Source organism: Chryseobacterium oranimense (genome assembly GCF_900129755.1).
Lineage (GTDB): Bacteria > Bacteroidota > Bacteroidia > Flavobacteriales > Weeksellaceae > Chryseobacterium > Chryseobacterium oranimense.
This window is the reverse complement of sequence record NZ_FQWT01000001.1, coordinates 675,862-701,703: the sequence shown is the minus strand read 5'-3', so window position 1 is coordinate 701,703 and position 25,842 is coordinate 675,862. Positions and strand designations below refer to the sequence as shown.

The window sequence follows — 25,842 nt, the reverse complement described above, 5'->3', positions numbered from 1 at the left end:
ATTTAACGGAATAATTTATCGTACCATCCGCTGAGGTCTTTCTTTATCGACTCGTGGTATCTACATAAGATTTGTGCCAGTTCAAGCTCCGATCTTTCTGATTTGTATGTGTTTAAAGTAAGGTAGCCGAAAAAATTCCCGTCCTGATCCACAATTGCCGGAGGATATGAAGCATAGCTGCTCCACGGGGAATACGTGCTGTATGAACTTCCATAGTTGCTGCTTGCATTCCAGATGGATTTTGAGCTGAACACATTCCCATATTCACCATAGGAATTCCAGATTGAATTTTTGTCAAACGTATCACAGTTTAGACAGCCAAGATACTGATCCTGATCGGAGCCGCCATACAGATGTAGGGTCTGGGCATGAAAAATAGAGGATATCAGAAGGCTTAGTAATGTGAAAATATTTTTGATGGTCATGTGGTGCTGTTTATGCAAAGCTAGTATTTTTGTGGGCGCTTTAGAAACCACCCTGGCAAAAATTCAAGGGATTTGCCATCCCTCTAAACGATGGGAATAATTAATCAATCAACAATGAACATCAAGGAAACCAGAGATTCTAAGACTTAAGTATACTTTTTCACGGTATAAATATTAACTTCAAATGTCTTAAGTGCTTAAAAAAATGCTCTTCTGCAATCTAAAGCTTATTAACCTCTTTAAATTTCATCATCAGCAAATAAACTTGTTGTAAATTTTCTGGTATTTCTGAAAACATTTGTGTATTTTGTGTGGTATTCATAAATAAAATAATTCATGACTCCGGAAAAAAGGAAACTCATTACAGACAGCTTTGGTCGCTCCGAAACATTAAAATTCTACAATGCTGAACTCTTGGAAGTGGATACCGATTTCGTTTCCATTAAAATTCCGAAAATGGAAATGATGACCCGGAAAGCGGGAATGTTCAATGGTGCAATGATCGCTTCTCTGGTAGATGTTTCTTCCGGCTATGCTTCGGTAAGTCACTACAAAGACGACTGCTATGTAGTGACAGTGGAACTCAAGGTCAATTACCTTCGTCCTGCCCTGGGAGATGCTCTGATATCACGGTCATACGTTATAAAAGGCGGTGCAAAAATTATCGTGGTAAGAACAGAAATTTATGTGCTGGATGAAAATACAGGTTCTGAAAGTCATGTAGCCACTTCACTGGTAACCATGATGAGGATCAAATAAATAGGACTCGGGAATTGAAAATATCCCTGAATAAAGGAGTTTACAGGAATTTTCAGGCGTAAATGGAACAGGATTTGCAAAGTTAAAACCATAACATTAAAAAATATAATATGAACTTAATTATCAGGCTGCTGATTACAGCAATTGTTGCTTACCTTTTGACTAAGGTGCTTCCGGGTGTACATTTCGAAGGATTTTCTTCGGCGATTATTTTTGCCATCGTTCTCGGGGTATTAAATATTTTTGTGAAACCTATTCTTGGGCTTTTAGGATTGCCATTAACCATCATTACTTTAGGTTTATTTGCTTTGGTAATCAATGCATTGATTATTCTGATTGCAGATTATTTTATAGACAGCATGGTTGTCGACGGTTTCTGGTGGGCGCTGATCTTTAGTGTACTGCTGTCCTTCGTTACTTCGCTGGCCAACTCCATGTTTTCTGATGGGGATTAACCGATCAGAAATAAAATTTATATCAGTCTGCTGTTTTTACGGCAGACTTTTTTATTTCAAAACTTAAATGTTAATTTTTTCGCTCCTTTTTATTTTAAATATTAACTTTGGCAATCTTTGAATTAACAAAAAAGGAAATATGAAGTCTGCAGGAATTTATATTTCCGTAAAAAAAGAATATCAACATATGAAACTTAAGTACAGTCTGCTGGCTCTGGCAGCTCCGCTTTTAATGAATGCACAACAGTTAATGACGCCTGAAATCCTTTGGACCTTGAAAAAAGTCGGAGTACAGGCAGTTTCACCGGATCAGTCTTCATTGATCTACAAAGTGGGACAGGTAGATCTGAAAACAGAGAAAACAAAAAATGAGAACTATTTCCTGAATGTTCTTAATAACCAGTCTTCCAAAATAGATTTTGGTAAAAAAGCCCTTATCCAGTGGGATAAGAATGGAATTTATGCTCAGGAAGGAGATAAAATCTTTCTTTCAAAAGATAACGGGAAAGACTGGTCTGAGTTTTATACCATCGGGGAAGTGGACAATATTGTAATTTCTCCCGACGGGAAAAAAATAGCGTTCAGCAAGCAGGTTCTTGTAGAGAAATTAATGGGGAAAGACAAATACAGCGATACCCCTAAAACTACAGCTCAGGTATATACAGACCTGAACCACAGACACTGGGATTACTTCAATGAAGGAAAATACAATCATGTATTTATAGTCAATACTACGGACAAGGTGGAATCTGCAAAAGATCTCCTGGAAGGTAAAACCTGGGACTCTCCGCAAAGACCTTTCGGTGGAGCGGAAGACTTTATCTGGAGCCCGGATTCTTCACAGCTTTTATACGTTACCAAGCCTAAAAGCGGAAAAGAATATTCTACAAGCACCAATACGGATATTTTTGCTTACGACACTGCTTCAGGGACAACAAAAAACCTGACAGAATCCAATAAAGGATATGATGTAAATCCAAAATTCAGCCCGGACGGAAAATCCTTAATCTGGCAGAGTATGGCCAGAGACGGATATGAAGCGGATAAGAATGATGTGAAAATCATGGACTGGAAGTCTGGAAAAACAACAAACCTTACCGCCGGATGGGACGAAAGTGTTTCCGGAGATGTATTCTGGGGTGGAGATTCCAGATCGATCTATTTCACAGCAGCATTCAGAGGAACAAAACAGCTTTTCTCTTTAGATCCTAAAACATCGAAAGTACAGCAGATCACAAAAGGAGATTTTGATGTTAACGAAATTTTCACCGACAATAAATCTTCACTTTTAGTAGGAAGAACAGATATCAACCATGCAACGGAACTATTCTCTGTGAACCTGAAAAATGGAGAAATGAAGCAGGTAACCGAAGCCAATAAAGATACTTATGATAAGCTGGCACAAGGTAAATCCGAACTGAAAATGGTAAAAACAACGGACGGTAAAGAAATGGGCGTATGGTTCCACTATCCACCGAACTTTGATCCTAATAAGAAGTATCCTACGCTGGTATACTGCCAGGGAGGACCTCAATCTGCTCTGACCCAATATTTCAGTACAAGATGGAACTTTGCGCTGATGGCAGCCAACGGATATATCATTGTTGCTCCAAACAGAAGAGGAATGCCGGGATGGGGAACAAAATGGAACGAAGACATTTCCAAAGACTGGGGCGGTCAGCCGATGAGAGATTATCTGGCAGCAACAGATTACGCAAAAACATTACCATACGTTGATGGTGAAAGGGTAGCAGCAGTAGGGGCAAGCTACGGAGGATACAGTGTATTTATGCTAGCCGGAATCCATGAAAACAGGTTCAAAACATTCATTGCTCACGATGGATTATTCGATATGAAATCCTGGTATCTTACTACAGAAGAGCTTTGGTTTGCCAACTGGGATCTTGGTTCACCATGGGAAAAACCGCTTCCTAAAGCTTACACAGACTTCAACCCAAGCAATTTTGTTGAAAAATGGAACAAACCTATCATGATTGTTCAGGGTGGCATCGATTTCCGTGTACCTTACGAACAGGGACAGGAAGCATTCCAGGCAGCTAAATTAAGAGGATTGAAATCCAAACTGGTTTATTTCCCGAACGAAAACCACTGGGTACTTCATCCGCAAAACGGACTGGTATGGCAGAGAGAATTCTTCGACTGGCTGAAAGAAACTTTGTAAGAATGAATAATTAAAAATGAAATTATTCTTGAAATATTAATAGAGCGGGCTTTAGCCCGCTTTTTGTTTTCAAATGGAAGAAAGGCTTTAGCCGAATTTTATATATTTGAATATGCAAAACAGAATTTCTTCGTTTCCACCACTCATTGACTCTCAGTCTGAAATTTTAATTCTGGGCTCTGTTCCCGGAGTAAAATCTTTGGAAAAGCAGCAGTATTATGCCCATCCGCAAAACAAATTCTGGCCCATTATTTTTCACCTGTTCAATGAAGAGTTTACAGAAGATTATAATGAAAGAAAAAAGGTTTTAAAAAAGCATCATATAGCAGTCTGGGATGTGATTGATTCCTGTGAAAGAAAAGGAAGCCTGGATTCTGAGATTAAAAATGAAGAAGCGAACCAGATCGCCGAACTTTTAGATGAACACCCCACTATCAAAGCTATTTTCTGTAACGGAGGAAAATCATATAAAAACCTGCAGAAGCTTTTAGGGAAAAACTACAGATTACCCATATTTCAGCTGCCTTCCACAAGCCCGCTTCATACTGTTTCCTTTGATAGAAAATTGGAAGAATGGAAGAATATTTTGGAATTTCTGTAAATTTTTATTTCTCGCAGATTGAGCAGATTACGCAGATGTTTGCGCATATGACAGAGCTTATTTATACATTTCTGTAGTATAAAAGATTTGGAGATCAAACATTGGTATTAAAAAATCTGCGTAATCTGCTAAATCTGAGAGATTATTATAAGTCATCTTTCAAATATTTTCTCAGCCCTCTCAGCAGTTCCAGCTGATTTCTGGTCCTGTCCAGATTGTGTTCAGGATATTTTATAGAGTAATAAGTGCTTCCATTCAGATAGTCAGTCAGAAAACGGACAGCTTGGATATAAATGACAACCTGTGCTGCGTAATCCAGGTTTTCAAGCTCTTCAAAAGTTAGTTTCTCTTTCAAATACAGTAAAAATCCGTCTTTTACAGTTCTGTAAATCTGGGGATTAAAATTATCAGCTGCGTTTCCATTATCTTCATCCAGTGTATTGGTATAAGACCTCGCCATATCGCCGAAGTCATACAGAATGGTAGAAACCGTTACGGTGTCGAGGTCAATAACAGCCAAGGGACTTGAATTCTTATCAAAAAGTATATTTCTTACATTAGGATCTCCGTGGATGATTCTTTTGGGAAGCAGGCCTTCTTTTTCCATTTCAATCCATTTTTGCGGAAGAAAAAGCAGCGCATTCGTTAATTCAATTTCTGGCTCTGCATTGTTCAACAGATCAGTATTAGCATTCTGTAACGACATCTGATAATCTGAAATCCTTTTCTCAAAATTAATAAAATCAGGAATAGGGATTTTTATATCAGGCAGATCTGAAGGGTTTACGGTATTTAAAAAGCTTCCGACAGCTTTTGCCGATTCATAAGCCGTTTTTAAATCGGGAATTTTAAAAAATGTCTTCGTATCTTCAATGAAACTGAGCATTCTCCATGACTCTCCCTCATCATCGTTCATCATCAGGTTACCAGATAGAGTTTTCTTCATATTGACCAACTGCAAAGGATAATTCCCGTTTTCCAGCATTTTGTTGATCAGCAGGTGATTATTGGTGACAATTTCAGGAAAATGAAAAACCTGTCTGTTGATTTTCTGAAGGATAAATTTCTCCTCAGAATCATGATCTTCCACCAAATAGGTAGTATTTATCAGTCCATTGGTAATAGGAGTCATCGTACAGTTTTCAGTTCCGGTGAATCCGGTCACGATTTGTTTTAATTCCATAGATCTTCAGGATATCTGTTTTTTGCGATTTCTGAGGCCAGAAAATCTTTAATACTGCTTTTGTCATCTGCATAGGTAACGCCCATCCACTGTGAAGGAGAGATTTTTACCAATACCTTTGTCCCTTTCTCATCGATCATTCTCTGTACGGCAACAGGGACATAAAACTCGTCTGATGGTTCCGGATCTGAATGGATAAAATCGTAAAAATAACTTTCCAGACCAATAAAAACAGAAGGATGAAAAATAAAAAAGTTCATGGATACCAATGTATCAGGAGCTATTTCGATATCATTCCCATTATCGGTATAAACAATTGAATTTCCTTTTCTGCGGATAGAAGTTTGCTCATCTACTTTTATCAGGTAATTATCTGCATCCAAATCACATATTCCTCTTGCTACATTTCCGTTTCCGCTTAAAGTAGATGCTACAGGATAAGCCACCATTCCAAACTGTGATTCTGAAATGTGGCGGTCAATTTCTTCAGATGCCAGCTGATAAACCTCTTTCCCGTAGAAATCATCTGCATTGATCATGACAAAAGGTTCCTGTATGACACTTTTTGCACAGAGAACAGCATGGCCCGTTCCCCACGGTTTTTCTCTCCCTGATGAATCATAATCTTGGTGAAGAAAGCTTTCTTTTTCCTGATACACCCAATGAAGTTCAAACTGTTCTTTCTGGGATATGGTATTTAATCTTTCAATATAGCTTTCCGGGATACGTCTGTTGACAATAATAACAACTTTGCTGAAACCTGCTCTCAAGGCATCATAGATGGAATATTCCAGGATTGGCGAACCGTTATCCAGGATTCCGTCTATCTGCTTCAGCCCTTTGTAGCGGCTTCCTAAACCTCCGGCTAGTATCAGTAGTGTCTTTTTAGAATTCATCAGTCATTCCAAATACAGGTTTACGGGTCTTCCATTTTCCATTGGTAAAATCCGGAATGTCTACGGCCTGACCACCTTTAGCAATAGATTCCTCGCTGAGTGGAGTGATAGAATACCATAAAGCAAGATCATACACATCCATCGGGAATTCTATATTTCGTTTGATGCATTCAATGAAGGTATTCATGACAAAAAAGTCCATACCGCCATGTCCTGCACCTGCAGCTGTACTTTCAAATTTTTTCCAGATAGGATGATCAAATTCTTTCATCCATTTTTCAGTATTTTCCCACCGGTGAGTATGGTTCATAGTTTTCTCAAAATAAATATGCCCCTGGTTGAAATCTCCCCAGCCGAAATCCTGCCACAAGCCTTCAGTTCCCTGTACTCTGAATCCAAGATCATAAGGTCGCTGTAAGCTTGTGTCATGGGTTAAAAGGATCGTTTCCCCATTTGCACAGGCAATCTGGGTAGTGACAATATCTCCCTGGTTGAACTTAACTTTTGCATTAGGATGGTTTTCCCCGCCTTTCGGGTGCTCTGTAATATACTTGTGAAGCCCCACAGACTTTGAAGAGAATGAGGAAAGCCTGGTTAAACGGTTTCCACGGTTGATATCCATCATAACGGCCACAGGACCTAATCCATGGGTAGGATAAAGCTCACCGTTGCGTTTTACATAATGTTCCGTTCTCCAATGAGCTTCACTGAAACCTTTTTCGCCGAATTCAGCACCGGAATTATAAGGTGTAACGCCGTCATTGAAAAGTACACCCCTTAAATCGTGCTGGTAACCGCCTCTTCCATGAACCAGTTCGCCGAACATGCCCTTACGGACCATATTCATAATAGCCATGATATCCCTGCGGTAACATACATTCTCCATCATGAAAATAGGAACTTTTGTTTCCTCATATACTTTCACGAATTCCCAGCAGTCCTGCAGCTTTATAGCTCCCGAAACTTCCATACCGACAATTTTTTTCGCCTTCATTGCCTCAGTGCCCTGTGGAAGGTGCCATTCCCAGGGAGTGGCTATTACTACAGCATCAATAGTTTTCAGCTTCAAAAGATTTCTGTAATCGTATTCTCCGTTTGAAAATTCCTGGGCGGCAGATTTATTATTGTCCTTTAATATTTTCTGGGATGCAGTAAGCATTCTCTTGTCAGGATCTGCAAACGCTACAATCTCTACGTCATTACGCTTTGCGAGCAGTTTTACATGTTCCTGTCCACGGAGTCCTACGCCAATAAAGCCGACACGGACTTTTTTATCTGATTTAAAATCATTTGAATAGGCAAATAAAGAATTGGGTAGAACCAATGCACCAAAGCTTGCCAGGGTAGCGGTTTTAAGAAAGTTTCTGCGTGAAGTGGTGGTGTCCATTAAAATTTTTTCCTAAATATATTAAAAAGTTGTGAGGTAGAGAGTATGGAGGCGGGATGATGGGGTTTAGGTAATAGGTGCGTGGGTATGGGAAAATAAAAAACAGCTGCCTCGACAGGAAGACAGCTGTTTTACAATTATTTATCAAATAGAGTGAGTAAGGGTGTTACAAAGCTAACACTCAACCGTAGATTCAGGCTTTCTGTTTACAGTTTCAAGCTTTTGAACAATCTATTTTTCTGTGAAATATACTTCTTCATAAGGTTGGATCAGTACCCATCCGTTTCCTGAAAATTTCATCTGGAATTCTTCCCCGCTGCCTCTTCCGATCAGGCTTTTGAATGAAACATTTGTTTTCAGGTCCGGACTTAGATTCCCCGACCACGCCACTGTAGCATTAGGATCCGTAAAAACAGGATTGTCCGGGGTTACCATCAACGTCAGCGGCTCGCCATGTGTAGTGATGGCAATGTGCCCCGTTCCGGAAAGCTTTACCTGGAAAAGGCCGCCTGCCATCATACCTGCAATACTTTTAAGCATGGTAATATCACTTTTCACACTCTGTTCATGGGCCAGTACATCGTTTCCGTTCACACATACCGACTCATTATTCAGATAAAGGATGCGTACTTTTTTACCGGAATCTGCCACATACAGTTTGCCGCTTCCTTCTGCTTTCATCAGCTTTGCTCCTTCACCGCTGATCGCTTTCTTTAAAAGATTGCCTATTCCTCCTGCCAGCATTCCCTGTCTTTCAAAATTAATTCCTCCTACATAAGCTACCATACTTCCTCTTTTGGTCCAGACCGCCTGGTTATTAAGGTTAATTTCCAGCATATGCGGTGTTTCAAGCTCAAAATAGTCTTTCTGCTGAGGATTTTCTTTAGTTTCGTTAACAAAGGCTTCCAATGAATATTTGCTCATAGTGTAAATTTTTTAATGTTTTCAAAAGTAATCTTTTTTTCCTCTACAGATCACCGTAGAATCACGGTTTTAAATTTGATTTTAAATAATACTTGACAAAGGGGTGTTCAATGTCGTATATTTGCACTCCGAAAAATTACACTTGTAATTCGAATAATTTTTAAACCGTAATTTAAAAAAATGAAAACATCAGATTTTAATTTTGATCTTCCTGCTGAATTATTGGCAGAACACCCATCCGAACACAGAGACGAAGCCAGATTAATGGTTCTTAACAGAAAAACAGAAACCATTGAGCATAAGCTGTTTAAGGATGTTGTGGATTATTTTGATGAGAAAGATCTATTTATTTTCAATAATACTAAAGTTTTTCCTGCACGTCTTTATGGAAATAAAGAAAAAACAGGAGCTAAGATTGAGGTTTTCCTTTTAAGAGAGCTTGATAAGGAAACCAGGGTATGGGACGTTCTTGTAGATCCTGCAAGAAAAATCAGAATCGGTAACAAATTATTCTTCACTGAAGATGAATCTTTGGTTGCTGAAGTTATCGACAACACAACGTCAAGAGGAAGAACACTGAGATTCTTATTCGATGGTTCTTATGACGAATTCAGAACAAAACTGAAAGAGCTGGGAGAAACCCCGCTTCCAAAATACATCAAAAGAGCAGTAGAGCCGGAAGATGCAGAAAGATACCAGACTATCTATGCTAAAGTAGAAGGAGCGGTTGCTGCACCTACTGCAGGTCTTCACTTCTCTAAACATTTGATGAAAAAATTAGAGATCAAAGGAATCGATTTTGCTGAAGTAACCCTTCACGTTGGTTTGGGAACTTTCAACCCGATCGAGGTAGAAGATCTTTCCAAACACAAAATGGAGTCTGAAGAAATCATCATTGACGAGAAAAATGCTGAAATCATCAATAAAGCGGTAGAAGCTCACAGAAGAGTTTGCGCGGTAGGGACCACTACTATGAGAGCATTGGAGACTTCTGTTTCTTCCAACAAAAAAATCTCTGCTTTCAATGGCTGGACGAATAAGTTCATTTACCCGCCTCACGATTTTGGGGTTGCCAACTCAATGATTACTAACTTCCACACACCGAAATCAACATTATTGATGATGATTGCTGCGTTTGCCGGAAAAGATTTCATCATGCACGCTTATGAAGAAGCCGTAAAAGAAAAGTATAAATTCTATTCTTACGGTGATGCAATGCTTATTTTGTAATTAATTTTAAATTATAGATTATAAATTTTAGATTGGGTCCCTAACTTCTGTAAAGGATTTTAATCTAAAATTTATAATTTAAAATCTATAATCACTACTATTTTGAAAGATATCCGAGTTTTATCACTGGACCAGCTTAAAGATTACTTTGTAACTTTAGGAGAAAAACCGTTTCGTGCGAAGCAGGTTTATGACTGGTTATGGAGTAAAAACCTCCATTCGATTGATGAAATGACCAATCTTTCGAAGTCTCTCCGTGAAAAAATTTCCGAAGAGTACACCATTAATCCCGTTTCTGTCGACCAGCTTCAGAGAAGTACGGATGGAACCATCAAGAACGGAGTGAAGCTCCATGACGGCTTATTGGTAGAATCTGTTCTTATCCCGACAGAGACCAGAACTACAGCCTGTGTTTCATCACAGGTAGGATGTTCCCTGAACTGCGAATTCTGTGCAACAGCAAGACTTAAGAGAATGAGAAACCTTGAAGTCGCTGAGATCGTAGACCAGGTTGCCCTGATCGACAGCCAGAGCAAAATGTACTTCAACAGACCGCTCACCAACATTGTTTTTATGGGAATGGGAGAGCCTATGATGAATTACAAAAATGTGGTGGAAGCCATCAGGAAAATTACCCAGCCGGAAGGTTTGGGAATGTCACCAAGAAGAATTACCGTTTCTACATCCGGAATTCCGAAAATGATCAAAATGCTGGCAGACGATGAACTTCGTGTAAAGCTTGCCCTTTCACTTCACTCTGCTATTGAGTCCAAGCGGAATGAAATTATGCCTTTCTCTGATAAATTTCCACTCACGGATATTATGGAGGCTCTTCAATACTGGTACCAGAAAACAGGTTCTGTGATTACTTTTGAATACTGCGTATGGAAAGGAATTAATGATGGTGATGAGGATATTAAAGCTCTGATCAAATACTGTAAGCAGGTTCCTTCCAAAGTGAATCTCATCCAGTATAACCCTATCGGGGATGGCAAATATGACCAGTGTAATAAGCAGGCAGAAGAGAATTACGTGCGTCAATTAGAAAATGCCGGGATCACCGTGATGATCAGAAAAAGCCGTGGTGGTGACATCGATGCTGCATGCGGACAGCTTGCCAACAAAACAGCGGATTAAAATTTCCTTAAAAACCTTAAAATTTTTCTTAAAAATTCCTTAAAAGCTTAACTTTACATAAAGCAAAGTTATTATGGACTTCTTTATGAGCGAGGACGGTCTTGAAAATGTATACGCATGGGCTATTCCGTTCCATGTTGCCGTTATTTTGGCAGAAATGATTTACAGCCATGTGTCTGAAGCCAAGCTGTATAACGGAAAAGATGTTGCAACAAGCGTTTATCTGGCTCTGATGAACTTTGGCCTCGATCTCATCATGAAAGCCTTCGCGATGGGAGTGATGTTCTTTTTTTACAACCACAGGCTTTTTACATGGGATTTTACAGTTTGGTATTGGCTTATCTGTTTTGTGATCACAGATTTTGCCTATTATGTGCTGCATTATGTGGATCACCATTCCAGGGCGTTCTGGGCAGTTCATATTACCCACCACAATTCAGAATATTTCAACCTGACAACCGGATTCAGAAGCCCGGTGCTCCAGCCGCTTTACAGGTATCTTTATTTTTCCCCTCTGGCTTTTTTAGGTTTTAACCCATGGCATATCATGGTTGTGTATGCGATAGGACAGGTATACGGAACCTGGGTACATACGCAGACTGTGAAAACAATGGGAATCCTGGAATACATTCTGGTAACACCTTCCCATCACAGGGTTCATCATGCCTGCAACATCAAGTATCTGGACCGGAATATGGGCATGTGCCTCATCATCTGGGATAAAATCTTCGGAACTTTTGAGAAAGAAGATCCGGATGTACCTGTAAAATATGGAATCTATCCTAAAATGCCGGACAATAAACCGGATACAGTTCTTCTTTACGAATGGAGAAAGATCTGGAAAGATATCAGACAACCGGGACTGAAATTTTCTGACAGGATCAATTATATCTTCAATTCTCCGGGTTGGAGACACGACGGGACAGGAAAAACAGTACGGCAATATCAGAAAGACTATCTAAAGAAACAGGCTATAAAACAGAAAAGGAAATCTGCCTAAGCTGTTTTTGCATTAAGAAATCATAGAGATTTTTACAATAACTACAATCTGACGGACCAAATTCTCCTTCCCTGGAAAGGTGTTGGAATTCAAAGAATTTTGGCCGGGAGGTTCTTAAACAAAATGGCTCTCAACTTTCCCAGTCATCCGCAAAAACTTACCTTTACCCTATGAAAAAAGTCTTTTTTATTGCTGCCTTTATCATTTTTCAATCCTCATTTTCACAGCAGACCGATTTTTTAAAAATAAGAAAATTCAGACTTGCTTATTTAGATGATAAAATCAAGGAAACTTCAGGATTGAGCATTCTGAATGGAAAACTTTATACCTTCAATGACAGTGGTAATGAACCTGAAATTTTTGAACTTGACGAAACTTCCGGAACTATCAGAAATACATTCACAATCAATGCTAAAAATAAAGATTGGGAAGCTCTGACCAATGACGGAAAGAATTTCTATATTGGTGATTTCGGTAATAACGGCGGAACAAGAAGAGATCTGGAAATTTATAAACTGCCTTTTCAGGATGAGCCAAAAAATGATTCTATTACAAAGATAACTTTCTATTATCCGGAGCAGACGGAATTCATTCCCCGATATACCAATAATGATTTTGATGCTGAGGCAATGATTTATCTCAACGGAAAACTTCATCTTTTTACCAAAGAATGGAAATCAAAGTCCACATCCCATTATATTATTGATCCCGATAGAACAGAACAGCAGAAAGCTAAGAAAACAGAATCTTATAAGACCAGTTTCGTGGTGACAGATGCTGCCTATTATGACCGGAAACTTTATCTGATAGGCTACACCAAAAAAACGGAAGTATTTCTTAATGTATTCACAGAAACGGAACCGGGAATTTTCTTTAAACAGAAGCCGAAGCATTATTATCTCGGAAGTGCTCTGGCAATAGGGCAGATCGAAGGGATTGCCATTAATGATACAGGAATGTATATTTCAGGAGAAAAATTTAAGTCAAGATTGGGAGGTTCCCGGCCGGCACTGTATTTTATTCCTAAAGAACAATTCAAAGATTAATTTTGTCCCGAAATTGCGTGAAAAAAATTATCTTTGTGAGAATTAATAAGTATTTACCTTTCATTCACAGATTTTGGCAAACATCGTAGAAGAAATTAAACGACCGATCAATGAGGAAATGAAACTTTTCGAGCAGAAGTTTTATGAATCGATGCAGAGCAAAGTGCCTTTATTAGATAAAGTAACCCGTTTTATTGTTACTACTAAAGGAAAGCAGATGCGTCCTATGTTCGTTTTCCTGTGCGCAAAGCTGATAGGTGAGGTCAATGAAAAAACCTATCGTGGCGCTTCTATGATCGAGCTCATCCATACTGCAACTTTGGTACACGACGATGTGGTGGATGAAAGTTTCAAACGCCGTAATTTCTTTTCCATCAATGCCTTGTGGAAGAATAAAATTGCTGTTCTGGTAGGAGATTATCTTTTATCAAAATCAGTATTACTTTCTACAGATCATAAAGATTACGACCTTTTGGGAGTGATTTCCAGAACAATCCGCGAAATGTCCGAAGGCGAGCTTCTTCAGTTGGAAAAGGCCAGAAAACTGGATATTACAGAAGATGTTTACTACGAAATTATCCGTCAGAAAACAGCTACTCTTATTGCTGCCTGTTGTGAAATTGGGGTTTTATCCAATGATGCGGATGAAATTCTTGCTAAAAAAATGATGAATTTCGGTACGTATACCGGGATGGCTTTTCAGATTAAGGATGATCTTTTTGATTACTTAAGTTCAAATGTAATTGGAAAACCCGTTGGTATAGATATTAAAGAGCAGAAAATGACCCTTCCTCTGATCTATACGCTGAAAAATGCCAATGAAAAAGAGAGAAAATATTACTTCAATACGATAAAGCGCTATAACAATGACCAGAAACGGGTAAAGGAACTGATAGAATTTGTAAAAAGTTCCGGAGGTATGGATTATGCTATAAAAGTGATGAAAGATTTTCAGCAGAAAGCCAAAGACATCCTGGAAGAATTTCCGGATTCTGAAGCGAAAAAATCATTACACAGTATGCTTGATTACGTAATTGAAAGAAAATTCTAAGGATTAGAATTAAATATAAAAAAAGGATGTCGCACGACATCCTTTTTTATTTTTAAGATTAAATTTTTTGTACTGTAACATTCGTAACGTTTCCGTTTCCTGTAGGTCCCATTTCCGTTGATAAAACCGTAGCTGCCTGATTAGGAGCGGCTGTAAAACGTACCTGATAACCTGCGGTCGGTATGATAAGCAATGTTGTATAGTTCATAAGCTCACCAATTCTTGTAGTAGAGGTAAGTGTAGGGGTTGCAGTTGCGGAGTAATGACTACCTCTACCTAAATAAGTGGCATCAGGAACCGGTCTTATTCCCAAAAGTAGCTGTGTATCTGCAGGAATCCCTGCAAAACTTGCCTGTAATGTTACCAGATAATTTCCTGCCTGAGTGAAAGTTAAAACTCCTGTGCTTGCATTATAGCTGTAAAACGGTGAGGTTGCAATTGGCGCCGCAAACATAAGAGTAGTGATGGTGGCCGCACCGGAAATGCTCTGGTCAGCTGCCAAACGCGCATGAAATAATGAATAAGCAGTAAAGTCTATTGTTTTTAATACACCATTTGCATCAGCCACAACAACTCTGTCGGTACCTCCTACTCCCACATTCGAGTTGATGCTACGAATTCTTGCATTTCCAGAAGCTACATCCAGTTTATCTGTTGGGCTTGTAGTCCCAATACCAACATTGGCAGCACTTGTTACAACAAAATCATTAACCTGTTGTGCCGCTGAAGGCGCACCTGACAGGGGATTGTCCTTTGCTGCATCAATATGAAAGCTGGCTTGTGGATTGTTTGTGTTTATACCTATTTGTGCATAGATAATGCCTGACGTTAAAAAAACGCCAGCTAACGAAATAATTTTTTTCATCTATTTAAATTTTTTTTCTTTTGTGTGTTAAAATTACTTAATATTTCGATTCATTTAACAATTTTCATACCATAATAGAAAAAATGATTAACGATATGATAATTTTTGATGATTTTAAAGAAGATTTTTATTTATAATGTAAAAAAACATCCCTTTTATTTGAAATAATTTATAGATTGGAATACCTTGCTATTCTACTATAATAAGGACAAGTAAGTGAGTTATTTGTAAGAAAAAATAATCTGGTGAAAAATGAAAGTGATCAAATTATAGATTTAGTCAATTATTTTTACGGTCACAATAATAACTGCTAAAACAATACAAAATAAAGCGATTAAAAATAGATAATCCGCAATGGTCTCATATTTATTTTCACGCCTTTCACTTTTAGTTCGGATAGCCAGAAATGAAAAGAAACAGCTGAAAGCAAAAAGCAGGCATGATACTCCGGCAAATTCGTCCAGATGCGTATGTTCACTGATTTTTGTGATTTTCAATGAAGTGATGATGATCAGGGAAAAACCTAAAAGATTGCTGGATGCATTCAGGATATGAGGCGACTTTTTTTCCATCATTTACAATTTTTCACAATATAAAACACATTTTTTTTATTATCAAATTTTTAAAAAAAATTATTGAAAATTAAAATTAATTTAAAAATTGTATATTAGCGCAATACTTGAAGAATAAAAACTTTTATATCTAGCTATGCAGACAACCTATATTGAAACACAGCAAATTTCTTTCCAGGACTTTAAAAATCAGATACTTGAAGATTACAGGTTAGGAAGGATATCTCGTGAAATGTCCTATCTTGGAAGGAGAGAAGTACTGACAGGAAAAGCTAAATTCGGAATTTTTGGGGATGGTAAAGAGCTTCCTCAGTTGGCAATGGCGAAAGTGTTCAGGAATGGAGACTTCCGTTCAGGATATTACAGGGATCAGACTTTTGCATTAGCAGTGGATGCTTTAACGGTTGAAAGCTTTTTTGCACAGCTGTATGCAGATACAAGCGTAGAAAGAGAGCCGGCATCAGCAGGAAGACAGATGAACGGACATTTCGCAACAAGAAGTTTAAATGAAGACGGAAGCTGGAAAGACCTTACAGCACAGAAAAACATATCTTCCGATATTTCTCCTACGGCAGGACAGATGCCAAGGCTTTTAGGATTGGCTCAGGCTTCCAAAGTGTATAAAAGTGTAAAATTCGAAGGTTCTGAAAAATTTTCAAAAGAAGGTAATGAAATTGCTTTTGGTACTATTGGGGATGCTTCCACGGCAGAAGGACATTTCTGGGAAACCCTGAATGCAGCTTGTGCCCTTCAGGTTCCAATGATCGTATCTATCTGGGATGACGGGTACGGAATTTCAGTTCCTACCAGAAATCAGAGAGCAAAAGCGGATATTGCCGAAATGCTGAGCGGTTTCCAGAGAAAAGAAGGTGAAAATCAAGGTTGCGAGATCATTCAGGTAAAAGCATGGGATTATCCTTCACTGCTTGATGCCTACGCAAGGGCAGAGCATTTTGCAAGAACAGAAAGTATTCCGGTTGTTGTTCACGTTATTGAAGTTACCCAACCTCAGGGACATTCTACATCTGGGTCTCATGAGAGATACAAAAACGAAGAACGTCTTTCGTGGGAAGCGGATTTCGATGGTTTGCTGAAATTTAAAGAATGGATCCTGAACTATTCAATCGAAATTGAAGGGAAAGAAGAAATTATTGCTTCGGCAGAAGAATTGGATGCAATTGATGAAGAAGCTAAAAAAATAGTAAAAGCAGGTCAGAAAAGTGCTTGGGAAAATTACCAAAAGACCATTACGGATTTAATTCAGTCGGTTCTTCCTTTAGTTGAAAACCTTAAAGGCCAGAATGCTGAAATTGAAGGTTACATTGCCCAGTTCAGTAAGTTGGTTTCCAAAGCTAAAAAAGATATTTTCCACCTTACAAGAAAAGCTTTACTGGCAACCAGAGGGACAAATTCTGCGGAAAGAACCCAACTGATGCAGAAATACAATGAAGTTTTTGAAATAGAAAAAGACAACTATTCTTCCCACTTATATTCCCAATCTCAGTGGAAAGCTGAAAACGTGAAGGAAATCAAGCCGGTTTTCTCAGACAGCTCTGAAGAAGTGGACGGAAGAGTAGTAGTAAGAAATAATTTCGACAAAATTTTTGAAAAATATCCTCAGACTTTAGTGTTTGGTGAAGATGCCGGAAATATCGGTGACGTTAACCAGGGATTAGAAGGAATGCAGGAAAAATACGGTGATGTGCGTGTAGCAGATACGGGAATCCGTGAAGCTACCATTCTTGGTCAGGGAATCGGGATGGCTATGAGAGGTTTGAGACCTATCGCTGAAATTCAGTATTTAGATTATATCCTTTACTGTTTACAGGGGATGAGCGACGACCTGGCAACGGTTCAGTACAGAACAAAAGGAGGTCAGAAAGCTCCGGTAATTATCAGAACCAGAGGTCACAGACTGGAAGGTGTATGGCATTCAGGTTCTCCGATGGCGGGAATTCTGAACCTTTCAAAAGGTATCCTGGTATTGGTTCCGAGAAACTTAACGAAAGCTGCCGGATTCTACAATACAATGCTTCAGAGTGATGACCCGGCTGTGATCGTTGAATGTCTTAACGGATACAGATTAAAAGAAAAACAGCCTGATAACTTAGGTGAATTCACGGTTCCTGTAGGAAAAATTGAAGTAACCAAAGAAGGAAAAGACGTTACGTTGGTGACTTACGGTTCTACATGGAGAATTGTAATGGATGCCGCAGAGCAATTGGAAAAATTAGGAATCTCTGCAGAAGTCATTGATGTACAGTCCTTAATTCCTTTCGATTTAACTCACGAAATTGCTGAATCTGTGAAGAAAACAAACAGATTGGTAGTGATTGACGAGGATGTGGAAGGAGGTACTTCGGCATTTATCCTTCAGCAGATCCTTGAGAAGCAGAAAGCATTCAGATATCTGGATTCGGACCCGGTAACGATTGCTGCAAATGATCACAGACCTGCGTATGCAAGTGACGGAGATTACTTCAGCAAGCCGTCTGCAGATGATATGGTGGAAAGAATCTACGCAATGTTCAATGAAACAAATCCTCAGAAATATCCTGCGATATTTTAATTGGGATTTTTAGATAAATCAAAAAACCGCTTTCTTTTAGGAAGCGGTTTTTAATTTATATTTGTTAAACTATTTAACTATAAACCCTGAAGTTCAAACTTTTAAAGAAATAAAAAAGCCATCAAACGACAGCCTTTTTTGTATTCTTTTGTTCCAACAGAGTTTTGCAATCTTTCTCTTTCTCAGGATCATATACATGATATTTGGTTTCCCATTCTTCCAGCTGATATAAGATTGGTAACAATGCCAATCCTTTTTCCGTCAATGAATATTCTACTCTTGGAGGGATCTCTTTAAACTCTTCACGAATTACCAGTCCGTCGGCTTCCATTTCACGTAACTGGTCGGTTAAGACTTTTCTGGAAATTACATTAATCCGCACCGCAAGTTCTCCAAAACGTAATTTTCGGTCCTTAATCACCAATACAATGATCGGTTTCCATTTGCTTCCTAAGGCTGACATTGCTTTTCCTAAAGGACAGCTGTAAGCCATTAATTCATTTTGCTTCATATGTTACTTTTACGTTACTAATGTAAGTTACTGCAAAGTTACCACTTTTTAAATTTAAAAGATACAAAAATGAACTATTATTAGTTACTTTGTGTAACAATTATAAAAATACCAATTTAAAAATGAATACAGAATCATTATTTAAACCATTTACTTATAAAAGTCTTGAACTTAAAAATAGAATTGTAATGGCTCCTATGACCAGAGCCCAGTCTGACAATGGAGTTCCAACTCAGAATATTGCAGAATATTATGCCAGAAGAGCTGCTGCAGAAGTAGGATTAATTCTTTCCGAAGGAACTGTCATTAACAGAACTGCTTCAAAAAATATGCAGAATATTCCGGATTTCTATGGCAATGAAGCATTGGCAGGCTGGAAAAATGTGATTAATGCAGTTCATCAGAACGGAGGTAAAATGGGACCTCAGATCTGGCATGTGGGAGATACAAGAATGTCCGAAGATTATCCTCTGGCGCCAATGGAGAAAGCTTCAACAATGACTTTGGAAGATATTCAGGATACCATTGCTCAGTTTGCAGCTTCTGCTAAATCTGCGAAAGATCTTGGATTTGATGTAGTTGAAATTCACGGAGCTCATGGTTATTTGATCGATCAGTTTTTCTGGGAAGTGACTAACACGAGAACTGATGAATATGGTGGAAAAACGTTGAAAGAAAGAAGCAAATTTGCAGTTGATGTAGTGAAAGCGATCAGAGCTGCAGTAGGAGAGGATTTCACCATTATTATTCGTCTTTCTCAGTGGAAGCAGCAGGATTATTCGACGAAATTAGCAAACACTCCGGAAGAAATGGAAGAATGGTTATTGCCATTAAAAGAAGCAGGTGTTGATATTTTCCACTGTTCACAAAGACGTTTCTGGGAAGCGGAATTCGAGGGCTCTGATTTAAATTTTGCAGGTTGGGCTAAAAAAATTACAGGTCAGCCGACTATTACGGTAGGTTCTGTTGGTCTAGAAGGAGATTTTATGGGAGCATTTGCAGGACAGGGAACTGAAAAAGCAGATTTGTCGGAACTGACAAGAAGATTAGAAAGAGGAGATTTTGATTTGGTAGCAGTAGGACGTGCCCTTTTACAGGATCCTCAGTGGGCTCAAAAGATAAAAACAGGAAATACAGAAGAACTTCTTGATTTCTCAGCAGAAAGCATGGGAACACTGTATTAAATATATCTATATCGTGAATGGTTAATTAAGAATTTACTTCGCTGTCAATTTTAATTTCTGGGAATAATAATTATAATTCATTTGCGGGGCAAAAATTAGCCATTCACTATTCACTTTGAAATATTAAATTTTCACCTATCTATTATTTAAGAAACCCGCTTTCAGAATCTCTGAAAGCGGGTTTTATCTGATCTTACTCAGGACATTCCATGGTGTTTGAAATACATTTCCAGCGGGAAGGAAATCCGTTTTTAGGCGGAATATAGCAGGCAGTTGTTCCTTCAGGACAATCTGGAGCATTTCCCCCGTTGATTTTCTTTAAGTCCGGTTTTGTTAGTTTTTTTAGATTTTTCATATTTCAATTTAGTTTAAAATGTAAGCTTCGCTTGATAAGATCTTAGTTTGGACACCCAACACCCGGTTCACAGGTCCAGTAACTTGGAATACCGTTTTGAGGACGGTGATAGCATGCAGTGGTTCCGTCCGGACATTCAGGAGCGCTGCCTCCATTAATTTTTTTCAGGTCTGATTTTACTAATTTTTTTAAATTTTTCATAGATAATAATTTGTTTGATACTTAAAATTAGAATATTTTCACTTAACAGCGAAATAATTTAGGTGAAAATATTGGAACAATAAAATAACCGCGCTCCGAAATATTTCGGAGCGCGGTTTTAACAGATTTAAATATCTAAAATTACTGTCAGGGACAGTAACAGTGATTTTTATTGATTACAGACCAATATTTTTGGTAGGCTTTAACTGCTTCAAAATGCTTTTCGGTACAGCGTTCTTATGAATCAGGATAGCTGTTGATTTGTATTCTACATAAGGTCTTGTTACATAAATATAACCTTCGAAATCGTTGGTTACACCCCAGGAGTTCTTCACCATATAATATTCTTTACCGGTTTGGTCTTTTGCAAGTCCTACGATATGCATACCGTGGTCATCAGTAGTGGAAAGGTTGTTAAGCCCTTTTTGACGCATATCTTCTGTGATGGCTTTATCTTTCTTAGATTCGGTGAACAAAGACTGCTTGTTTTCATCAGTTATTGTGTTCAAATCTACATCCGGAACGTAGGCTACCCCATTTTTGTAAGAGAAATAAGGTTCGGTAACATCGGTTGCCCAACCTACGGAATATCCTTTGTTTACAGCATTGTCAATGATAGCTGTAAGGTCTTTCATCGGAACGTTCCAGTCGGAATCATGGCTCCAGTTATCAGGAATCGGAACTACAAATTTCTGGTAATACGGATAATCTTTATAAGAAGAGAGTTCAATATAATCTTCAGGATTGATACCCACTACTTCTTTAGCAAATGTTTTAGGGGTATAATTTTTCCCTTCATAAGTAAAGCTGGCCGGTACTTTTCCAAGGTATTCATCCAGAATGGCATCTACAGAATCCATCCAGTTATCCGTAAGTTTTCCCTTTGAACCTGCCTGAACAAGACTGTCCAAAACAGGCTTTATTTTTCCCTGCATTTCCTTGAAATTGTTCAGGGTTTGTCCTGCTTTCAGACCTGTATAAACATCCTGGGGAACCGCACCGTATTTTTTGTACATATTGATAACGTCATGCAGCTCGCCTCCGTCGCCCCAGCTGATGGCTCCGTTGTTCAGAACATATAATTTAGCTTTATCATGGTAAGAATTCCTCGCTGTAAAGATTTCAGCAAGATCTACAGGCTTTTTACCCATTCTCTGCATTTCGGATTCAAGGAATGAATTTCCTGAGTAGCTCCAGCAGGTTCCCGATGAACCCTGGTTTTTTACTGAAGTAGCTCCAACGTCCTTTAACGTTGTGAACTGAAAATTGGCATTTTGAGATTGATTGTTTTTTAATTTGTTGATTAAATCATCCTGGGCAAACATCATACTTCCTGCAGACAAAACAAAAAGTAATGAGGCAATTTTGGTATTTTTCATTACTATAAAAGATTATTTATATGAATAGTCGTTCATATTAGAGATTTGTTACAAGGGGAAAAGTTAAATTGGATGAATAAAAAAAGATGAAAAGGTCAAATGGCAAAAGGTTAAATAGCTATTGAGGAATTGAGTAAGAAAAATTCCAGTTTAATTATTCGCGTTTTCGCTATTTTACTGTTTTGTCATTTTGCAAAAAAAAAACAACCATTTCCAACCCATCTTAAAGTTTAAGCATCTATAAGAGTATAAAGCCTGACTATGGAAAGAGAATTACTATTAGAATGCCAGCGTAGCAGCCGCAGTGCACAGCGGAAAGTATACGAGAAAATGGCGGGCAAGCTGTACTCAGTCTGCAGACGCTATCTGAAAAATGATGAAGATATTGAAGAAGTATTAGCTGATACTTTTTATAAGATATTCACCAAGATCACCCAGCTTCAGAATCTGGATACTTTTGAAGCATGGGCCAGAAAAATTGCTGTGAATGAATGCCTTCAAAAGCTGAGGGCCACTAAAGCCCAGTTCATCTCTATGGATGAAAACTTCGTGGAGACTTCAGGCACCTCGTCCGAGAATATTTCGTTTGAAAAAGATATTCTGAGCCTGCTGAACTTTCTTCCTGAAGGCTGCAGGGCAATATTTAACCTTTTTGCGATCGAAGGATACCCGCATAAAGAAATTGCGTCAATGCTTTCCATCAGTGAAGGAACATCGAAATCCCAGCTCAATTTTGCAAGGAAAAAATTACAGGAACTTTTGATCAATCAGAACATTTAAACTTTAGAACAATGGAAAATAATCAAGATATAGATAAAAGATTCAATGAGGCTTCCAGGCTTTCGGAAGAACCGGCTGTTTTTCCGGGTTTTGATAAAGTCTGGGCAAAAGTTGAAGAGAAGTTAGAGGAAAAAGAAGAAAAGAAGAGATTACTGCCCGTTTGGTTCCCGTATGGGGTTGCGGCAAGTTTAGCTATCGGTTTGGGAGCATTTTATTTCATCAGTAAAAATAAAACTGTTGATACTTCAAAGCCTCTCATTGTAGAAAACAGAATGGAAACCCGTCCTGAAAAAAGTAGTGTCCACGCAATTGACAGTACGGTAAAATCCAATATTCAAAAGGAAATTGAAGTTTCAGAGTCATCTCAAAAAGCACCTGCCTTAGCTTATGAGCCTGAAGTGATTAAAAAAGCTGCCAATAACAGTTATAATGAAATCTATTCCTCAAGGAAAGCAGAGTATTCAACGGATGAGTATTTGATTAAAAAGAAAGATGAAACGGGTGAACCGGCTTCTCAAAAAAGAGGAGGACAGTGGAAAGATACTTTAAGAACTCAAAATATTGAAGAAGTGGTTGTAACTGCACTTCTTCCTAAAAAGAAATCTGAATATACTTCAAGCGCAGTAAGTGTACAATCCAATTATATTGCATCAAATACTACCCAACAGCTTCAGGGAAAAGTATCTGGTTTACAGATACAGAGTGCAAGTGGAATTAAAAGAAGACAAAAAGATGAGATTAGAAATACTTTCAATACAATTAATAATAATGGTTATTTTAAGAATAATAATTCTATTGCCATAAGAGGTTCCTCAAGTTTAAAAGGAACAGCTGATCTGTTAGTTATTGTTAACGGTAAAAAAGTAGACCGCGACTATTTCAGCGCTTTAAATCCTAAAAAAATTGAAAGTATAGAAGTTGTAAAAGGAGCTGCTGCATCTGCATTGTATGGAAACCAGGGAATGAACGGGGTTATATTGGTAAAAACCAAAAGGCTTTCCAGAAAAGAGAAAAAAAGGATGGAAGAAATGCAGGAAACAATCAGTCAATACAAGCAGAATACAGTTTCTGATCATGAAGAATATGATGAATTTGAGGAGAATTCATTTGAACTGACAAAAAATCAGCCAGTATCAACATTCTCTATTGATGTAGACAATGCTTCCTACTCCAATATCAGGAGAATGATCAATGCTGGTAATAAAGTCGATAAAAATGCAGTAAGAATTGAAGAAATGATTAACTACTTCAAATACAGCTATCCTCAGCCTAAAAATAATGTTCCATTTTCAATCAATACCGAATATAGCGATGCACCATGGAATCCCGGCCATAAGCTTTTAAAAATAGGGCTTCAGGGAAGAAATGTCCCGACCGAAAATATTCCCAATTCAAATCTGGTATTTCTGATAGATGTTTCCGGTTCTATGAATGAAGAGAATAAGCTTCCTCTCCTGAAATCTTCTTTCAAAGTGTTACTTAACCAGCTCAGGCCGCAGGATAAAGTAGGAATTGTAGTCTATGCCGGAAGCGCAGGAATGGTTCTGCCACCGACTTCAGCAAAAGAAAAAGACAAAATTATAGAAGCTTTGGATAAACTTAATGCCGGCGGAAGCACAGCTGGTGGGGCAGGAATAGAGCTTGCCTATAAACTGGCTCAGGAGAACTTTATAAAAGGCGGAAATAACAGGGTAATTATAGCGACAGACGGGGACTTTAATGTGGGAGAATCTTCCGTTGAAGGCCTTGAAACACTCATTGAAGAAAAAAGAAAATCCGGAGTATTTCTTACCTGTCTTGGCTATGGAATGGGAAATTATAAGGATAACAGACTGGAAACTTTAGCAGATAAAGGTAACGGGAATTATGCTTATATTGACAATATGCAGGAAGCCAATAAATTCCTCGGAAAAGAATTTGCAGGAAGCATGTATGCCATTGCCAAAGATGTGAAAATCCAGATAGAATTTAATCCGAAATACGTAAGTTCTTACCGTCTGATCGGGTATGAAAACAGGAAACTTAGAAATGAAGACTTTACCAACGATAAAATTGATGCGGGAGAACTGGGGAGCGGGCATACTGTGACTGCTTTATATGAGATCATCCCTGCAAATGTGAAGTCTGCTTTTATACCCAAGGAAACCAAATTAAAATATACAACAACTTCTCATTCCCAGAACTTCGGAGACGAATTGGGTACGGTAAAATTCAGATATAAAAAACCTGATGAAGATAAAAGTATTGAAATCAATCAGGTCATCAAAAACTCTGATGAATTTATAGAATCTGCAAGTCCGGATTTCAAATTTGCATCATCCGTTGCATGGTTCGGATTGGTTCTGAGAGATTCTAAGCTGCTTGATAAAAAAGATCTCAACAGTATTGAAACCCTTGCAAAAGAAGGCAAAAACAAAGATGAGGAAGGATACAGATCTGAGTTTATAAGATTGATAGAAGCGTATAAATCCATCCAGAAATAGCATCAGAAACAGGCATTGTAAAAAATGTCTGTTTTATTTTAAAATTAATTTTCAAAAATTATTGAAAATTCAAAAAATATAATTACATTTGTTATAGAAATAAAAAGAGAAATAATGAAACTTTCAGAAGCAAAAGAAAAATACGTACAAACCTGGGGGACATTCGCTACTAACTGGGGAATCAACCGTACGATGGCGCAGGTTCATGCACTGCTTCTGGCAAGTGGAAAACCATTATCTACGGATGAGGTGATGGAGCAGTTGGAAATTTCAAGAGGAAATGCCAATATGAATCTCCGCGCTTTAATAGACTGGGGAATTGTAAGAAAAGAATTCATCAAAGGCGACCGCAAAGAATATTTCGTAGCAGAAAAAGACATCTGGTACCTCTTCAAACAGATTACGAAAGAACGCAGAAAAAGAGAGATAGAGCCCGTTATTTCTTTTTTGGAAGAGCTGAAAAATATCGATGATAAAGATTCCGAAGAAGCCAGAGAATTTATAAAACTGATGGACGATTTCAGTTCTGTAACAGGAAAGATCAACAATATTATGGATCTAGCGATTAAAAGCGATGACCACTGGCTGGTAGGGAAAATCACCAACCTGTTGAAATAGGAAAATAAAAGAGGACTCAAATCCTTTTTTATTTGAATTTAATTTTCAA

At 38.2% G+C, this 25,842-nt stretch carries 25 protein-coding genes; 14 read left to right on the top strand and 11 right to left on the bottom strand.

Translation table 11 applies throughout. From position 1 onward, the window contains the following. Positions 1-2 precede the first annotated feature (2 nt). Positions 3-425: a hypothetical protein gene (locus BUB03_RS03255; RefSeq protein WP_073060225.1), complete on the bottom strand. Its 423-nt coding sequence runs from the start codon at positions 423-425 to the stop codon at positions 3-5. A gap of 336 nt (positions 426-761) precedes the next feature. Between BUB03_RS03255 and BUB03_RS03250 the strand changes: the two genes are divergently transcribed. The 4 genes from BUB03_RS03250 (at position 762) to BUB03_RS03235 (ending at position 4,422) form a co-directional block, all read left to right on the top strand. Then, positions 762-1,184 carry a PaaI family thioesterase gene (locus tag BUB03_RS03250; RefSeq protein ID WP_040994043.1) on the top strand — a complete coding sequence of 141 codons (423 nt, stop codon included), beginning with the start codon at positions 762-764 and terminating at the stop codon, positions 1,182-1,184. Between the two features lie 110 nt (positions 1,185-1,294). Further along, entirely contained in the window at positions 1,295-1,639 is a 345-nt protein-coding gene (locus BUB03_RS03245; protein WP_073060222.1) for a phage holin family protein, read from the top strand. Between the two features lie 187 nt (positions 1,640-1,826). Then, on the top strand, positions 1,827-3,821 hold the full coding sequence (locus tag BUB03_RS03240; protein ID WP_073061285.1) for a S9 family peptidase: 1,995 nt from the start codon (positions 1,827-1,829) through the stop codon (positions 3,819-3,821). Between the two features lie 112 nt (positions 3,822-3,933). Further along, positions 3,934-4,422, top strand: a complete 489-nt coding sequence (locus BUB03_RS03235; protein ID WP_073060219.1) for a DNA-deoxyinosine glycosylase — start codon at positions 3,934-3,936, stop codon at positions 4,420-4,422. 145 nt (positions 4,423-4,567) lie between these two features. Here BUB03_RS03235 and BUB03_RS03230 read toward each other — a convergent pair whose 3' ends face one another. From BUB03_RS03230 to BUB03_RS03215, 4 genes are all read right to left on the bottom strand, one after another. Beyond that, positions 4,568-5,605, bottom strand: a complete 1,038-nt coding sequence (locus BUB03_RS03230; protein ID WP_073060216.1) for a phosphotransferase enzyme family protein — start codon at positions 5,603-5,605, stop codon at positions 4,568-4,570. Further along, positions 5,596-6,501 carry a sugar phosphate nucleotidyltransferase gene (locus BUB03_RS03225; protein ID WP_073060213.1) on the bottom strand — a complete coding sequence of 302 codons (906 nt, stop codon included), beginning with the start codon at positions 6,499-6,501 and terminating at the stop codon, positions 5,596-5,598. Before BUB03_RS03225 ends, BUB03_RS03230 begins: the two co-directional genes overlap by 10 nt. Then, entirely contained in the window at positions 6,491-7,888 is a 1,398-nt protein-coding gene (locus tag BUB03_RS03220; RefSeq protein ID WP_073060210.1) for a Gfo/Idh/MocA family protein, read from the bottom strand. The genes BUB03_RS03225 and BUB03_RS03220 overlap by 11 nt, the downstream gene beginning before the upstream one ends. Positions 7,889-8,119: 231 nt before the next feature. After that, positions 8,120-8,812: an AIM24 family protein gene (locus BUB03_RS03215; RefSeq protein ID WP_073060208.1), complete on the bottom strand. Its 693-nt coding sequence runs from the start codon at positions 8,810-8,812 to the stop codon at positions 8,120-8,122. A gap of 180 nt (positions 8,813-8,992) precedes the next feature. Here BUB03_RS03215 and queA point away from each other — a divergent pair, with 180 nt between their 5' ends. The 5 genes from queA to BUB03_RS03190 all read left to right on the top strand — a co-directional run bounded on the left by queA (position 8,993) and on the right by BUB03_RS03190 (position 14,276). Next, on the top strand, positions 8,993-10,042 hold the full coding sequence (gene queA / locus BUB03_RS03210; RefSeq protein WP_040994055.1) for a tRNA preQ1(34) S-adenosylmethionine ribosyltransferase-isomerase QueA: 1,050 nt from the start codon (positions 8,993-8,995) through the stop codon (positions 10,040-10,042). Between the two features lie 102 nt (positions 10,043-10,144). After that, a complete protein-coding gene (gene rlmN / locus BUB03_RS03205; protein ID WP_040994057.1) occupies positions 10,145-11,179 on the top strand; it encodes a dual-specificity RNA methyltransferase RlmN in 1,035 nt (344 codons plus the stop codon). A 73-nt stretch (positions 11,180-11,252) separates the two neighbouring features. Beyond that, the gene (locus tag BUB03_RS03200) at positions 11,253-12,179 is read left to right on the top strand and encodes a sterol desaturase family protein (RefSeq protein WP_175547476.1); all 927 of its coding nucleotides are present in this window, start codon (positions 11,253-11,255) and stop codon (positions 12,177-12,179) included. Positions 12,180-12,349: 170 nt separating this feature from the next. Beyond that, positions 12,350-13,225, top strand: a complete 876-nt coding sequence (locus BUB03_RS03195; RefSeq protein WP_073060202.1) for a hypothetical protein — start codon at positions 12,350-12,352, stop codon at positions 13,223-13,225. A gap of 73 nt (positions 13,226-13,298) precedes the next feature. Beyond that, the gene (locus tag BUB03_RS03190; RefSeq protein ID WP_073060199.1) at positions 13,299-14,276 is read left to right on the top strand and encodes a polyprenyl synthetase family protein; all 978 of its coding nucleotides are present in this window, start codon (positions 13,299-13,301) and stop codon (positions 14,274-14,276) included. Between the two features lie 58 nt (positions 14,277-14,334). On the opposite strand, the gene BUB03_RS03185 is transcribed toward BUB03_RS03190, so the two are convergent. Continuing rightward, complete coding sequence (locus BUB03_RS03185; protein WP_073060196.1) at positions 14,335-15,141, bottom strand: hypothetical protein; 807 nt, start codon at positions 15,139-15,141, stop codon at positions 14,335-14,337. Positions 15,142-15,416: 275 nt separating this feature from the next. After that, positions 15,417-15,713, bottom strand: a complete 297-nt coding sequence (locus tag BUB03_RS03180; protein WP_040995344.1) for a hypothetical protein — start codon at positions 15,711-15,713, stop codon at positions 15,417-15,419. A 136-nt stretch (positions 15,714-15,849) separates the two neighbouring features. Here BUB03_RS03180 and BUB03_RS03175 point away from each other — a divergent pair, with 136 nt between their 5' ends. Continuing rightward, on the top strand, positions 15,850-18,282 hold the full coding sequence (locus BUB03_RS03175) for an alpha-ketoacid dehydrogenase subunit alpha/beta (RefSeq protein WP_073060193.1): 2,433 nt from the start codon (positions 15,850-15,852) through the stop codon (positions 18,280-18,282). 121 nt (positions 18,283-18,403) lie between these two features. Here the strand turns inward: BUB03_RS03175 and BUB03_RS03170 are convergent, their stop codons facing one another. After that, positions 18,404-18,793: a winged helix-turn-helix transcriptional regulator gene (locus BUB03_RS03170; protein ID WP_040994066.1), complete on the bottom strand. Its 390-nt coding sequence runs from the start codon at positions 18,791-18,793 to the stop codon at positions 18,404-18,406. 122 nt (positions 18,794-18,915) lie between these two features. Between BUB03_RS03170 and BUB03_RS03165 the strand changes: the two genes are divergently transcribed. Beyond that, the gene (locus BUB03_RS03165) at positions 18,916-19,977 is read left to right on the top strand and encodes an NADH:flavin oxidoreductase (RefSeq protein WP_040994068.1); all 1,062 of its coding nucleotides are present in this window, start codon (positions 18,916-18,918) and stop codon (positions 19,975-19,977) included. A gap of 193 nt (positions 19,978-20,170) precedes the next feature. On the opposite strand, the gene BUB03_RS21765 is transcribed toward BUB03_RS03165, so the two are convergent. The 3 genes from BUB03_RS21765 to BUB03_RS03160 all read right to left on the bottom strand — a co-directional run bounded on the left by BUB03_RS21765 (position 20,171) and on the right by BUB03_RS03160 (position 21,912). Further along, on the bottom strand, positions 20,171-20,332 hold the full coding sequence (locus BUB03_RS21765) for a bacteriocin-like protein (RefSeq protein ID WP_155859083.1): 162 nt from the start codon (positions 20,330-20,332) through the stop codon (positions 20,171-20,173). Positions 20,333-20,374: 42 nt separating this feature from the next. After that, the gene (locus BUB03_RS21760; RefSeq protein ID WP_155859084.1) at positions 20,375-20,533 is read right to left on the bottom strand and encodes a bacteriocin-like protein; all 159 of its coding nucleotides are present in this window, start codon (positions 20,531-20,533) and stop codon (positions 20,375-20,377) included. A 176-nt stretch (positions 20,534-20,709) separates the two neighbouring features. Next, positions 20,710-21,912, bottom strand: a complete 1,203-nt coding sequence (locus tag BUB03_RS03160) for a C1 family peptidase (RefSeq protein WP_073060190.1) — start codon at positions 21,910-21,912, stop codon at positions 20,710-20,712. A 261-nt stretch (positions 21,913-22,173) separates the two neighbouring features. Between BUB03_RS03160 and BUB03_RS03155 the strand changes: the two genes are divergently transcribed. The 3 genes from BUB03_RS03155 (at position 22,174) to BUB03_RS03145 (ending at position 25,793) form a co-directional block, all read left to right on the top strand. After that, positions 22,174-22,692 carry an RNA polymerase sigma factor gene (locus tag BUB03_RS03155; protein ID WP_040994071.1) on the top strand — a complete coding sequence of 173 codons (519 nt, stop codon included), beginning with the start codon at positions 22,174-22,176 and terminating at the stop codon, positions 22,690-22,692. Positions 22,693-22,703: 11 nt separating this feature from the next. Next, the gene (locus BUB03_RS03150) at positions 22,704-25,175 is read left to right on the top strand and encodes a vWA domain-containing protein (protein WP_073060187.1); all 2,472 of its coding nucleotides are present in this window, start codon (positions 22,704-22,706) and stop codon (positions 25,173-25,175) included. A 114-nt stretch (positions 25,176-25,289) separates the two neighbouring features. Beyond that, entirely contained in the window at positions 25,290-25,793 is a 504-nt protein-coding gene (locus BUB03_RS03145) for a GbsR/MarR family transcriptional regulator (protein ID WP_040994074.1), read from the top strand. Positions 25,794-25,842: the final 49 nt, after the last annotated feature.

Coding starts and splice junctions, on each gene's coding strand:
- BUB03_RS03230 (WP_073060216.1), bottom strand. CDS start 5,605: ATGGAATTAAAACAAATCGTGACCGGATTCACCGGAACTGAAAACTGT.
- BUB03_RS03175 (WP_073060193.1), top strand. CDS start 15,850: ATGCAGACAACCTATATTGAAACACAGCAAATTTCTTTCCAGGACTTT.
- BUB03_RS03165 (WP_040994068.1), top strand. CDS start 18,916: ATGAATACAGAATCATTATTTAAACCATTTACTTATAAAAGTCTTGAA.
- BUB03_RS03240 (WP_073061285.1), top strand. CDS start 1,827: ATGAAACTTAAGTACAGTCTGCTGGCTCTGGCAGCTCCGCTTTTAATG.
- BUB03_RS03220 (WP_073060210.1), bottom strand. CDS start 7,888: ATGGACACCACCACTTCACGCAGAAACTTTCTTAAAACCGCTACCCTG.
- BUB03_RS03255 (WP_073060225.1), bottom strand. CDS start 425: ATGACCATCAAAAATATTTTCACATTACTAAGCCTTCTGATATCCTCT.
- BUB03_RS03225 (WP_073060213.1), bottom strand. CDS start 6,501: ATGAATTCTAAAAAGACACTACTGATACTAGCCGGAGGTTTAGGAAGC.
- BUB03_RS03170 (WP_040994066.1), bottom strand. CDS start 18,793: ATGAAGCAAAATGAATTAATGGCTTACAGCTGTCCTTTAGGAAAAGCA.
- BUB03_RS21765 (WP_155859083.1), bottom strand. CDS start 20,332: ATGAAAAATCTAAAAAAACTAACAAAACCGGACTTAAAGAAAATCAAC.
- BUB03_RS03195 (WP_073060202.1), top strand. CDS start 12,350: ATGAAAAAAGTCTTTTTTATTGCTGCCTTTATCATTTTTCAATCCTCA.
- BUB03_RS03160 (WP_073060190.1), bottom strand. CDS start 21,912: ATGAAAAATACCAAAATTGCCTCATTACTTTTTGTTTTGTCTGCAGGA.
- BUB03_RS03155 (WP_040994071.1), top strand. CDS start 22,174: ATGGAAAGAGAATTACTATTAGAATGCCAGCGTAGCAGCCGCAGTGCA.
- BUB03_RS03180 (WP_040995344.1), bottom strand. CDS start 15,713: ATGGAAAAAAAGTCGCCTCATATCCTGAATGCATCCAGCAATCTTTTA.
- BUB03_RS03250 (WP_040994043.1), top strand. CDS start 762: ATGACTCCGGAAAAAAGGAAACTCATTACAGACAGCTTTGGTCGCTCC.
- BUB03_RS03245 (WP_073060222.1), top strand. CDS start 1,295: ATGAACTTAATTATCAGGCTGCTGATTACAGCAATTGTTGCTTACCTT.
- BUB03_RS03215 (WP_073060208.1), bottom strand. CDS start 8,812: ATGAGCAAATATTCATTGGAAGCCTTTGTTAACGAAACTAAAGAAAAT.
- BUB03_RS03235 (WP_073060219.1), top strand. CDS start 3,934: ATGCAAAACAGAATTTCTTCGTTTCCACCACTCATTGACTCTCAGTCT.
- queA (WP_040994055.1), top strand. CDS start 8,993: ATGAAAACATCAGATTTTAATTTTGATCTTCCTGCTGAATTATTGGCA.
- BUB03_RS03145 (WP_040994074.1), top strand. CDS start 25,290: ATGAAACTTTCAGAAGCAAAAGAAAAATACGTACAAACCTGGGGGACA.
- BUB03_RS21760 (WP_155859084.1), bottom strand. CDS start 20,533: ATGAAAAATTTAAAAAAATTAGTAAAATCAGACCTGAAAAAAATTAAT.
- BUB03_RS03200 (WP_175547476.1), top strand. CDS start 11,253: ATGGACTTCTTTATGAGCGAGGACGGTCTTGAAAATGTATACGCATGG.
- BUB03_RS03150 (WP_073060187.1), top strand. CDS start 22,704: ATGGAAAATAATCAAGATATAGATAAAAGATTCAATGAGGCTTCCAGG.
- BUB03_RS03185 (WP_073060196.1), bottom strand. CDS start 15,141: ATGAAAAAAATTATTTCGTTAGCTGGCGTTTTTTTAACGTCAGGCATT.